Source organism: Burkholderia sp. AU45388 (genome assembly GCF_030481585.1).
Classification (GTDB): Bacteria; Pseudomonadota; Gammaproteobacteria; order Burkholderiales; family Burkholderiaceae; genus Burkholderia; species Burkholderia sola.
Genome location: NZ_JAUJPV010000033.1, coordinates 29764 through 41600, shown reverse-complemented (window position 1 = coordinate 41600; position 11837 = coordinate 29764). Strand labels below are relative to the sequence as shown.

Here is an 11837-nt window from a genome sequence, read left to right as displayed (position 1 = left end):
GCGCGGCGAAGCTGCGCGCGATTCCGGTGGTGGCGGGCGACGCGCCGGCGCCGGCCAATGCGGGCACGAACGGCCCGGACGTGAAGATCCTGACGAGCTGCCCGTCGTGCCTGCAGGGGCTGTCGCGTTACAACGAGGACGCGAACCTGGAGGCCGACTACATCGTGGTCGAAATTGCGCGCCAGGTGCTCGGCGAGAACTGGATGGCCGATTATGTCGCACGGGCCAACCATGGCGGGATCGAGCGCGTGATGCTGTGAGGAAACGACCTCGCGAACAACGCGGGCGCGACCGGTTCGCTGTATCGAGACTATGCGTGTGCGGCCAGCGTCGCGACAACGTGATCCTGGAGTTCGCGCTCCCTGGCATGGATGAAGAAATGATCGCCGTCGAACCGATGAAGCGCAAACGGCCCGTCGCTGTAGCGGCGCCATTCGCGCAACGCGTCGATATCGACATGCGGATCGTGCAGCCCGCCAAATACGGTCAGCCCGCACCGCAACGCGAAAGGCGTGTCGGTGCAATAGCCTTCGGCCAGCGCCAGATCGGCCCGCAGCGCGCGCAGGAAATGCCGAAGCCAGTCCGGCTCCGACAGCAACGCATCCGGTGTGCCGCCCATCGTCTTCAGCCAATCGATGAGGTCCGGTTCCGGCAATCGATGAAGCGCTAACGGACGAGGCGCAACATGCGGTGCGCGGTGCGCCGCGCAGAATGCGTGAATGGGCCCGCGAAGCCGTCGCCGATCGAGTTCCTTCAGCCATTCGATCCCGACGACACTGCCGAAGCTGTATCCGAAGGTGCCGAACGGCTTGTCGAGCAACCCGTTCGCGGCGGTGGCCAACGCATCCGTCATCGCATCCAGCGACGTGGGGGGCGCTTCCGAGAAGCGCGTCTGGCGTCCCGGTAGTTCGACCGCCACGACTTCGATCCAGTCGGGCAGATCGAGCGCCCAGCGCCGATAGAGCAGCGAACCGGCACCGGCATACGGGAAGCAGAACAGCCGGTGCGTGGCCGCGGGTTGCGGGCGATGCAGGATGAACCAGGGCGTTATCTTGACTGGCATGCCGATTGAGAGCGGAAGTCGTGACGCGTCGCGGCCGCGATCCGATCCGGGGCGGCGCGCCGATGACGGTGCAGCGTAATCGCAAGGGCCGGCGACGTGTGCCGTCCGACGGTACAGGTTGACGATCCCTCCCGGCCGTGATTGTTCTCGAATGCGGGACGCGACATATGATCCCGGCATCGGGTTCGCGCCCGGATGCTGCCCCAACGAACAGGTTTTTCCCTGCATGCAAGTTGGTATTCTGCGCTGCGCGATCGTCTTGCACCGTGCTGTCGCGGCCTGCCAACTTCGTATATCGAGACCATGAACGCCGTAATACTCGAAGCCGTTGAAAAGTCGTATCTGATGGGTTCCGTCAACGTGACCGCGCTGCGCGACGTCACGCTCGACATTCGCGACGGAAAACTGACCGTCATCGCCGGTGCTTCCGGCAGCGGGAAGTCGACGTTGCTGAATCTCGTCGGATGCGTGGACCGGCCCGACCGCGGCCGCATCGTCGTGGCGGGCGAAGAGGTCGGTCGTTTGTCGGACGACGCGCTGTCCGATTTTCGTGCGCGACGGCTCGGCTTCGTCTTCCAGAACTTCAATTTGCTGCCGGTGCTCACGGCGCACGAAAACGTCGAATATCCGCTGCTTCTCGCGGGCACGCGATTGACGGAATCCGAACGTGCGCTGCGGGTGCGCGACATGCTCGATGCGGTCGGCCTCGCGGACAAGGCGCAGCATCGTCCGGGGCAGATGTCGGGCGGTCAGCGGCAACGCGTCGCGATCGCACGCGCGCTCGTCGCGTCGCCGAACCTCGTGCTGGCGGACGAGCCGACCGCCAATCTGGACAGCAAGACCGGTCAGCAGATCATCGCGCTGATGCGGCGATTGCAACGGGAGCGGCGCGTGTCGTTCGTGATTTCGTCGCACGATCCGCAGGTCATCGCGGCAGGCGACGACGTCGTCCACATTGCCGACGGGATCGTGTCCGACGTGACACGCTCCGCCGACCAGGAGGCGTTCGCATGAAGACTTTTTCGCTCGCGCTCCGCAATCTGCTGCGCAATCGTCGCCGCTCGATCACGACCCTGCTCGCGATGATCGTCGGCGCGCACGCGGTGCTGCTGTTCGGCGGCTATACGCGCAACATCACGTATGGTCTGCAAACCGATTACGTGAAATACGGCGGCCACCTGCAGATCGAACGCAAGGGGTTCTACGAGTTCGGCAGCGGGAATCCTTCCGCGTACGGGATCGACAACTACGCGGCGATCATCGACGCCGTGAAGGCCGATCCGGAACTGGCGAAGATGGTGCTCGTCGCGACGCCCACGCTGCAGTTGCAGGGTATCGCGGGCAATTTCGACGCGGGGTTGTCGCGTACCGCGCTCGCGCTCGGCGTGCGCGTCGACGACCAGAACCGGATGCGCGCCTGGAACGACTATCACTTCCCCGTGACGATCCCGCCGATGGCGCTGACCGGAACGACCGGCGACGCAGCCGTGATCGGGACGGGCCTCGCGCGGGTGCTCGAACTGTGCGGGCCGCTCAAGGTGCCCGACTGCAACCCGCCCAGGAAGCCCACGGACACCACGCCCGCCTCGCCGCTTCCGGGCGACATCGCGGCCCTTGCCGAGGGTACGCGCGCGGCGCCGGCTGCCGCGGCGGGCGACCGGCGGATCGAACTGCTCGCGGCGACCGCGCGCGGTGCGCCGAACGTGGCGGAACTGCAGGTCGTGAAGGCGGAGCGACAGGGCATCAAGGAATACGACGACATGTACGTCGGCCTGCATCTCGCGCAAGCGCAACGACTCGTCTACGGCACCGAGCAGCCGAAGGCGACGGCGATCGTCGTCCAGTTGCGCCATACGTCGGATTTGCCGGCCGCGAAGGCCCGGATCGAGACGCTGCTGAAAACGAAATTCGCCGGTACGGACACGGAAGTCGTCGATTACACGGTGCTGAACCCGTTCTATGGTCAGGCGCTTGCGATGTTCGCGACGCTGTTCGGTTTTGTCGCGCTCCTGATCGCCGCGATCGTGCTGTTCACCGTCGGCAACACCATGAGCACGGCGGTGTTCGAGCGCACGGTCGAAATCGGCACGCTGCGCGCGATGGGATTGCGCCGCGCGGGCGTCCGTCGCCTGTTCCTGTGCGAAGGGTTGCTGCTCGGCGTGATCGGCGCGGTGCTCGGCGTCGCCAGCGCGGCGTTGCTCGCCGGCGTCATCAACGTCAGCGGGCTGACGTGGACGCCGCCGGGCCGCTCGCCGGTGCCGCTGATCATTCGTGTGTGGGGCGAGAACGACCTGATCGTCGGTACCGCGATCGGCCTGCTCGTGGTGGCGATGCTTTCCGCGTTGCTGCCCGCGCGCCGCGCGTCGCGGATGGAGATCGTCGATGCGCTCCGCTATGCGTGATCGAACGATCGGATCGGGCGTCGATGAAATGTCGATGAAATCGATTCGTCGGCGGATTGTCATGTTAGCCTTCGCCGGGAGCGGCATCGCCATGCTCGGCGCATGTGGCACGCCGGCCGAGCAGCCGGTTCCCGCGGGTCTGAATCTGTCGTTGACGCGAGCGACGGCGTCGGGTGCGTACGTCGTGACGCTCGAACCGCCGACGGCTCCGCCGCCGCTGAACCGGATCCATGCGTGGACCGTTACCGTGAACCGTGCATCCGGCGAGCCCGTGCGCGGTGCGCGCATCGAAGTCAGCGGCGGGATGCCTCAGCACGGGCACGGCCTGCCGACGCGCCCTCGCGTGGTCGACGGCGACGCAAACGGAACGTATCGGCTGCAAGGGATGAAGTTCAGCATGCCCGGCTGGTGGACGATCACGCTGAAGGTCCGGCACGCGCAGCGCGACGACGACGTGACGTTCAACGTCGTGTTGCCGCCGGCGGTGGCGTCGTGACGGTCGACACGGGCGCCGCGCCTGATTACTGGATGAGTTCCCTACACGGAGAGGCTTCAATGCGAAAAGTCATGCTGTACTGGATGATGTTGCTGCTCGCGCCGTTTGCATCGGGTATCGCGAACCTTGCCCATGCGGGGCCGGCGAGCGAAGCATCGGCGCCGGCCGCCGCCGTGCCCGCGGCGGCACGCGCGGACCGGCTGCCCGCCTATCAGCCGCGCTTCGGGCGCACGCGCCCGATCGTCGCCGTCGTCGGCGAAAACTACTATACCGAGCTGACCGATTACGTCGTTCCCTATGGCATCGTGGCCGAATCGGGCGCGGCGGATCTCGTCGCGCTCGCGACGAAGCCCGGCCCCATCCGGATGTTCCCGGCGCCGATGAACGTCATTCCGGACGAAACCACCGCCCAGTTCGATCAGCGCGTGCCCGAAGGCGCGGACTACGTGATCGTGCCGGCCGTGCATCGCGACAGCGATCCGGCGCTGCTGGCATGGGTGGCCGAGCAGGCGAAGAAGGGCGCGACGATCATCGGCGTGTGCGATGGCGTCTGGGTGGTCGCCCGTGCGGGGCTCCTGGAAGGCCGCCGTGCAACGGGGCACTGGTATTCGATGAACGATCTGCGCAAGAAGTTTGCCGATACGCGCTGGGTCGACGGCAAGCGTTACGTTGCCGACGGCAAGGTCGTCACGACGACCGGCGTCACCGCGACGATCCCGGTATCGCTTGCGCTCGTCGAGGCGCTCGCCGGGCGCGAACGCGCGCTGCAGGTCGGCGAGCGGCTCGGACGGCCTGCATGGTCGTCCGAGATCGCGAGCGATCGCTTCAACCTCGGTTTGCCGGCGATGGCGACGATCGCGACCAACTACGTGTCGTTCTGGTCGCATGAGGATTTCGGTATCCCGATCGCGCCGGGTGTCGACGAAATCGCGCTCGTGCTCGAGGCCGACGCCTATTCCACGACGTTCCGCTCGACCGCCTACACGGTGGCCGCGAACCGCGAACCCGTGCGCACCCGGCGTGGGCTGACGATCGTTCCCGACCGCGTGACCGGCGTCGACGCGCCGACGCGGATGCTGTCCGCGCCGATCACGCGCTACCCGTTGCATGCGCTCGATGCATCGCTGAACGCGATCTCGTCCGAGTTCGGCAAGCGCACGGCCGCATGGGTCGCACTGCAGATGCAGTATCCGGGCTACTGAGCTGCACTCCGCAGCGTCAACCCGTTCCTCCCCAAGCCTGTCGGTTCTCCACCCGTTTTCGGGTGGGAGCCGAACTCGTCCCTGTCATTCCGTATTTGCCCCGGAGATTCCGATGCAGACGCATTCGATGGCGCGCCTGGGCGCCGCCGCGATCCTCGCACTCGCCTGCTGTACCGCACACGCCGCGCCCGATCCGCAACGCATCCTCGCCGCGAGCGATGCCGTTCGCAACCCGAGCGAACCGTTCACGCTGAATGTCACGCTGACGCAGTACACCGACGGCAAGCAAACGGATTCGAACGCACTGACCGCCTATTCGCGGATCAACCCGGCGAGCGGTCAGTTTCGCAGCCTGATTCGCTTCGCCGCGCCGGCACGCGATGCGAACAAGCTGATGCTCAAGAGCGGCAACGATCTGTGGTTTTTCGATCCGGCGAGCAAGGCGACCATCCGTATTTCGCCGCAGCAACGGCTGCTCGGGCAGGCGTCGAACGGCGACGTGGTCACCGTCAATTTCGCCCAGGGATATCGTGCCCAGGTCGAGGCGGAGGAGGACGTGCAGGACGGCGAGCGCCAGACGCGCCGCGCCTACCGGTTGAAGCTGGTCCAGAGCGTATCCGACATGACGTATCACTCGATCGAAATGTGGATCGACACGACGGACGCGCGACCCGTGAAGGCACGTTTCTTCAGCGAGAGCGGCAAGCTTCTCAAGACGGCGTTCTATCGACGCTTTCAACAGCAGCTCGGTGCGTTGCGGCCCACCGAGATCGTGATCATCGACGGGCTCAATCCGAATCTCGTGACCGTGATGCGATATGCGGACTACGTGGCGCGGGAGATTCCGGATGCGTGGTTCCAGTCCGATTTCATGGCGCGTTTCCAACCTGAATGATGACGCGCATCGGCATCGCCTGTATCGCGTTGGCCGGCATGGCGAGCGTATGCCATGCCAACGACGCGGAAGAGGCCGGGCTGGCGCTGGCCGACGCGACGCCGGTGCAGAAGGTCGACGACGGCAAGTACCAGTTCAGTCTTGAACCGGGCCTGCGTTTCGCCACCTTGCGCGCGGGCGGCACGCGGACGGCCACGCGGCTGTCGCTCGACCTGACGGCGCGTCATGCATTCTCGAACGGCTGGGGCATCAGTCTTGCCGACCGACTCGACCTGAACGGCCCGTGGCGCTTCGCTGGCGACTCGGGCGCGATCAACACGCTGAAGGAACTGTATGTGGACGGCCGCGTTGGCGGCGGCAGCACGCTGCTGCAGGCCGGCCGCGTCAATGTGCGGCTCGGCGTGGCGACCGGCTACAACCCCACCGACTTTTTCCGCGACAACGCCGTCCGTTCCGTGACCTCGGTGGATCCCGCGAGCCTGCGCGAGAACCGGCTCGGTACGGTGATGCTGCGCGGCCAGCAATTGTGGGCCGACGGCTCCGTCAGCGCGCTCGTCGCGCCGCGGATCGCGGATCGCGCGACCGACGCATCGTTCTCGCCCGACTTCGGCGCGACGAACCAGCGCACGCGCTGGATGCTTCAGTTCAGCCAGCGCGTCGTCTCGGATCTGTCGCCGCAAATCATGATCTACGATGACGGCAAGCCCGGCAGTTCGCCGCAATTCGGCGTCAACCTGGTCCATCTCGTCAACAATGCGTGCGTCGGATACGTGGAGTGGTCGGGCGGGCGAGGTCCGTCGACGCTGGCACGTGCGCTGGGGCAGCCGTACAGCGATGTCGCGTTCCGCTGGAAACTCGCCACCGGCGCGACGTGCACGACGTCGCGCAATCTGTCCGTCACGCTGGAGTATGACCGGGACGGCGCCGCGCTCGATCGTGCCGGTTGGCAGGCGCTGCGCAATGGCCCGCCGGCCGGTTACGCCGCGTATCGAACCCTCGCGGCCGCCCAGCAGGATCCCACGACCCGCGACGGGCTCTTCGCGATGGTCAGGTGGCAGGACGCGTGGATCCCGCGTCTGGATCTCTCCGGTTTCGTGCGGTTGAATCTCGCCGATCGCAGCCGGCTCACCTGGCTCGAGGCGCGTTATCGCTTCGCCAGAACCGATGTCGCGCTGCAATGGCAGATCAATGCGGGCGCGTCGTCGACCGAATACGGCGCGCTGCCACAGTCGAATCTCTTCCAGTTGCTCGTCAAGCACTATTTGTGACGCGGCAGCGCCACCTGCTCCAAGGAGAAGAACTGCATGAAACACTATGTAACGTCGGGCCATGAATTGCCGCAGTGGCCGTCGCCGATCAGCCATGCGGTGGTCGCGAACGATACCTGCTATCTCAGCGGCCAGCTTTCGCTGGACGTCGACGGCCGCTATGTGCCCGGCACGCCGGCCGAAGAAGCGCGTCGCGCGTTCGCGAACCTGTTCCGTGCGATCGAGGCGGCGGGATTCAGCCCGCGGGATCTCGTGTTCGTCGACATCGCGTTCTCCGACATCGGTGCGCTCGCGGAGGTGAACGACGTGTATGCCGATCTGTTTCCTGAGGATCGCCGGCCTGCGCGAACCGTCTATCAGGCCGCTGCGTTGCCGTTCGGCGGCCAGGTCAAGGTGATGGGCGTCGCCGTTCGCGACGCGTCGCGCTGACGCACGACGGCGCGGACGATCAGCGCTCGACGATGGGGCCGGAAAACGCGCCGAGCAGCGCGACGAGTTGCCGTTGCTCTTCGTCCGACAACGCGATCCTTTTCAGTTCGCTATGCCCGATCGCGGCCGCGGGCGCGTCCGCGTAGTGGCGCATCACGGCGTCCAGCGACGCGAATTGACCCGCGTGCATGTACGGCGGCCGCAGCGCGACGTTGCGCAGGCTCGGCGTCTTGAACGCGCCGAGCATTTGGGGATCGTCGGTCGAGATGAACTGCAGTTCCTCGCACTGCTCGGGCTTCGCGTCGCTGAACGGCCCCATGCAGTTGAATTCGTCGTGCAACACCTTGGCGACCGCCGCCGCGCGACCGGGATCGGCAGCCGTTCCGCTACGCGGCGGTACGCCGATGTTGTGGAACTGCCGGTCGCTCAGCATGGGTCCGGTGTGGCAGGTCATGCATTGGCCTTTGTTCACGAACAGGCGAAGGCCCGCTTTTTCGGTCGGCGTCAGCGCGGCGAGCTTGACCGGATCGCCGGCCCGGACGCCGTCGACATAGGTATCGAAGCGTGAAGGCCCATATTGAAGCGTCGCTTCGTACGCCGCGATCGCCTTGCCGAGATTCGCGAACACGCGCGACACGTCGGTGCGGGTGCGTTCGTCGAGTCCTTGCCAGGCAGCTTTCTCCGCGTCCGTGCCGAGCGGGCCCCCGTCACGGGGCAGCGCGCGCAGGTCGGGCAACGGTCCGAACAGCGGCTCGTAAGCGTCGCGGTAGTGCTCGGCAAGCACATGGGCGGCGCGCAGCCGGGTGCCGCCGTGTTCGTTGTGATCCTCGATCGGCCCGATCGCCTGCGACCACACGCTATCCTTGCGGCCGTCCCAGAACAGCCACGGCGCATCGGTCGTGCCGACGACGGGCATCGTGCGACGCGCGCCGATGCCCAGGCCGATCGCCAGCGGTCGCCCGTCTTCGAACTGGCGATCGGGGGTGTGACAGCTTGCGCAGGCGATCGCGCCGTTTCGGCTGAACCGAGGATCCGAGAACAATTGCTTGCCGAGCTGGGCCGCCCGTGGGGATGCGGCCACGCGATTCGACGGGTCGACTTTGGCGACGACGTTCGCGGGCAGGCGCATCGATTCGAGCTGTGCGCGTTCGTCGGCGCGCCAGTGGTCCGGCGCGTCGGCGGTTTCCGCCATCGCGTCGGCCCGATGCCCCGGCCATGCGGTCCAGACGAGCAGGGCACCGATCATCGACGCGGCCGTGAGCCCGTAGTGCGTGCGGGACGGCCGTCGCACGCGACGGCCGGACTCACGCGATCGCATCGATCGTGCGCGATGCCGGCAGCAGCGCGCGCGTATTGCCCGACATCAACCACTTGCGTTGCACCGGCGCGACGGCCGCGAGCGGGCCATCGGCGGCGAGGAACTGCTCCATGACCTTGCGGTGGCCGCCCGAATTGCGAAAGACCGGCCAGTCGGTGCCGAACAGAATCTTGTGATTGATGTTCATGCGGAACAGCTCCGCGAGGGCGACCGGCCACCCCCCCGGATGCTGCGAGCCGAGAAATGCGCTGACGTCGAGATACACGTTGGGTCGATACGCGCACTGTCGCGCGCAAGCGTCGACGTGATGGACGGCGCCGTGCGCGAGGATGAAGTTCACGTCGGGAAAATCGAACGCCGCGCGGTCGAGCAGATCCGGGTGCGAGTACGCAAACTCGAGCGCCGGGCTGGTCGGCCCCACGTGCAGAAGAACCGGCAACCGGTGGGCGCGACAGATTTCGTACAGCGGGTACAGGCGCTTGTCGCTCGGGCTGTAACCGCACGGCGGATAGAGTTTCAATCCGGAAAAGCCGTACTCGACCACGCCTTTCTCGAACAACGCGACACCGTCCGCGCCCCAACGCGGATCCATGCCGCCGAAAACGTGAAAGCGCTCGCCGTGACGCTGCAGAATCGCATGATGCTCGGCATACATCTCGGCGATCGTGAGATCGCTTTTCATCACGTACGTGAAATCGGGCAGCAACACCACGGCCTGCTCGATCCCGGCCGACGTCATGTCGGCCACGAGTGCATCGCCGAAGTGGTCCTGGCTTTGCGCGAGATAGGTATCGAGCAGTTCCGATCGCGATTTCCGTACGCCGTTGGCGACGAGCCGGACATGAACGTTGGCGCAGAATCCCTCGAGGAACGCGGTGGGGATGAAGCGCGTCGACGCGATGTGGCAGTGCGAGTCGATGATCGGCCCGTCGTAGATGGCGTGGCTCATACCGATGCTTTGGCGGGGGCGGTGCGTTCGGCGTCGCGACCCGAGAGCATGCCGAGCGCACGTTCCTTGAGGTCCGCCACGCGCTGCATCATGAAGTGGCCGGCATGCATCTTCCCGTTCGCGCGGGCGTAGTCCGGCAACGTGCCCCACGTCTGAAAACCGTAGTGTTCCCATACGCGGTGAGCGGGCGTGCCGTCCCGCACGTCGAGCGTCAACAGTTCGACATTGTCCCGATCGCATTGCAGCGCAATCTCGACGAACGCGGCGGGCAGCACGCCACCGCCGCGACAGGCGTCGTGGATCATGCCTTTCGCGAGGTCGGTGATATGGCGATTGTTCGGGTTCAGGTTGCGGCGCAACGTGCACAGGCCGATCAATTGCCCGGTGTTCGCGAAGATCGTCAGCAGGCGCACCTTTTCCGCGGCGAGATTCGAGCGCAGTTCCTCGAGATAGCGGTTCGCTTCCGCGTCCGTGATCGTTTCGGCGAAGCCGATGATCGGCGCGCTTTCGCTCGTGCGCCGCATCAGTTCGACGATCTGCGCGCCCAAGGTATCGTCGACGGCGTTCGTCCAGCGATAGGTGACGTGCGTGACGTTGGCCTTCGGCAACACGATCGGATACTGCGCGCCGTCGGCAAGCAAGGTACGGATGGAGTCGTTCATGAGTGTCCCTGGATCACGTGGTTTCGAGGGCCACGGCGCTTTCGGCGCGTGGCGGGGGCGCGATGGTGCACAGGTCGTCGAGCACGGCCTGGAGGCCATGATCGACCAGCCACTGATCGTCGTAGATCGTGTCGAGATACTTGGTGCCGCTGTCGGGCAGCACGAGCACGATGTTGGCCGGGCCTTGCAAGGTGGCGACGTAGCGGCGTGCGGCCTGCGCGATGGCGCCGGACGAACCGCCGAGCAGCAACCCTTCGTCGAGCGCGAGGCGGCGGCAGCCGACGAATGCATCGCGATCGACGATGCGCATCGTTTCGTCGACGAGGTGAATCAGGATGTTGCCGGGCTGAAAACTGAGCCCCGCGCCGTTCTGCAGATGCGGCCGGTAGGTGCCGCCGAACACGACCGAGCCGTCGGGCTCGACACCGATCACGCGGGTGGCCGGGTCGCGCTCCTTCACGTAGCGTGCGATGCCGCTCAGATGGCTGCCGGTGCTGGCGGACACGATCACGGCGTCGAGCCGATCGGCGAGCTGGGCGACGATTTCGGGCCCGGTGGAGTAATAGTGGGCGTCGATCGCGGCCGGATTGTTGTATTGATCGAGGTTCACGCAATTCGGCACGCTCGCGGCAATCGCTTTCGCGACCGCAATGCGCTTGCGCTGATAGCTGCCCGTCTCGTCGGGGTGTTCGACCATCTCGACCTCTCCACCGAATGCGCGCACGAGATTCGCATTCGTCTTCGGTGTCTTCGGATCGAGCACGCAAATGAAGCGATAGCCGCGCGTGGCGCACAGCATCGCGAGTGCGTGCCCCATGTTGCCCGACGTCGATTCGACGATCGACCAGCCCGGCTTGAGGCCATGGTCGCGCTCGGCCTGGCGGAGCAACTGCAGCGCGCTCCGGTCCTTCACGCTGTTGCCGGGGTTGTAGCACTCGAGCTTTCCATACACGCGGATTCGCCTGTGTTCATTCGACAGGCTTTTCAGATACAGCAGCGGCGTATCGCCGATCAGTTCGACAAGGCTGTTTGCGTACATTCGACATCTCCGACCAGCGGGTTGGCGTTGGCTTGTGCGTCGTTTGCGAGTTGTACGACGCGACCGGCCGCGTGTGATCCGGCTTGCTTCACAGTGCGACTTTAGTGATCGATG

Annotated in this window: 13 protein-coding genes; 8 read left to right on the top strand and 5 right to left on the bottom strand. The window is 65.8% G+C overall.

Going from position 1 to position 11837, the window contains the following annotated elements; genetic code table 11:
• Positions 1–260 (top strand): DUF3400 domain-containing protein (locus QZM72_RS33220; protein ID WP_301740224.1); only part of this gene is annotated, 260 nt, incomplete at its 5' end.
• Between the two features lie 50 nt (positions 261–310).
• On the opposite strand, the gene QZM72_RS33215 is transcribed toward QZM72_RS33220, so the two are convergent.
• Positions 311–1291 (bottom strand): thioesterase II family protein, encoded by a 981-nt coding sequence (locus QZM72_RS33215; protein ID WP_301740223.1) that lies wholly within the window; start codon positions 1289–1291, stop codon positions 311–313.
• A gap of 75 nt (positions 1292–1366) precedes the next feature.
• Between QZM72_RS33215 and QZM72_RS33210 the strand changes: the two genes are divergently transcribed.
• The 7 genes from QZM72_RS33210 (at position 1367) to QZM72_RS33180 (ending at position 7755) form a co-directional block, all read left to right on the top strand.
• The gene (locus QZM72_RS33210; protein WP_089470957.1) at positions 1367–2077 is read left to right on the top strand and encodes an ABC transporter ATP-binding protein; all 711 of its coding nucleotides are present in this window, start codon (positions 1367–1369) and stop codon (positions 2075–2077) included.
• Positions 2074–3465, top strand: coding sequence for an ABC transporter permease (locus tag QZM72_RS33205; RefSeq protein ID WP_089470958.1), 1392 nt, complete (start codon positions 2074–2076; stop codon positions 3463–3465). The genes QZM72_RS33210 and QZM72_RS33205 overlap by 4 nt, the downstream gene beginning before the upstream one ends.
• A 61-nt stretch (positions 3466–3526) precedes the next feature.
• On the top strand, positions 3527–3961 hold the full coding sequence (locus QZM72_RS33200) for a FixH family protein (protein ID WP_301740222.1): 435 nt from the start codon (positions 3527–3529) through the stop codon (positions 3959–3961).
• 59 nt (positions 3962–4020) lie between these two features.
• A complete protein-coding gene (locus tag QZM72_RS33195; RefSeq protein WP_301740221.1) occupies positions 4021–5163 on the top strand; it encodes a DJ-1/PfpI family protein in 1143 nt (380 codons plus the stop codon).
• A 127-nt stretch (positions 5164–5290) separates the two neighbouring features.
• On the top strand, positions 5291–6058 hold the full coding sequence (locus QZM72_RS33190) for an outer membrane lipoprotein-sorting protein (protein WP_301740225.1): 768 nt from the start codon (positions 5291–5293) through the stop codon (positions 6056–6058).
• Positions 6055–7326, top strand: a complete 1272-nt coding sequence (locus tag QZM72_RS33185; protein ID WP_301740220.1) for a hypothetical protein — start codon at positions 6055–6057, stop codon at positions 7324–7326. Before QZM72_RS33190 ends, QZM72_RS33185 begins: the two co-directional genes overlap by 4 nt.
• Before the next feature lie 36 nt (positions 7327–7362).
• Entirely contained in the window at positions 7363–7755 is a 393-nt protein-coding gene (locus tag QZM72_RS33180; RefSeq protein ID WP_089470962.1) for a RidA family protein, read from the top strand.
• A gap of 19 nt (positions 7756–7774) precedes the next feature.
• Here QZM72_RS33180 and QZM72_RS33175 read toward each other — a convergent pair whose 3' ends face one another.
• From QZM72_RS33175 to QZM72_RS33160, 4 genes are read right to left on the bottom strand one after another with little or no spacing between them, the layout of a single operon-like run.
• On the bottom strand, positions 7775–9046 hold the full coding sequence (locus QZM72_RS33175; RefSeq protein WP_256979790.1) for a cytochrome-c peroxidase: 1272 nt from the start codon (positions 9044–9046) through the stop codon (positions 7775–7777).
• 13 nt (positions 9047–9059) lie between these two features.
• A complete protein-coding gene (locus QZM72_RS33170; RefSeq protein WP_301740219.1) occupies positions 9060–10022 on the bottom strand; it encodes an amidohydrolase family protein in 963 nt (320 codons plus the stop codon).
• On the bottom strand, positions 10019–10684 hold the full coding sequence (locus tag QZM72_RS33165; protein ID WP_089470965.1) for a GNAT family N-acetyltransferase: 666 nt from the start codon (positions 10682–10684) through the stop codon (positions 10019–10021). The genes QZM72_RS33170 and QZM72_RS33165 overlap by 4 nt, the downstream gene beginning before the upstream one ends.
• A 13-nt stretch (positions 10685–10697) precedes the next feature.
• A complete protein-coding gene (locus tag QZM72_RS33160; RefSeq protein WP_301740218.1) occupies positions 10698–11723 on the bottom strand; it encodes a PLP-dependent cysteine synthase family protein in 1026 nt (341 codons plus the stop codon).
• Between the last annotated feature and the right edge of the window lie 114 nt (positions 11724–11837).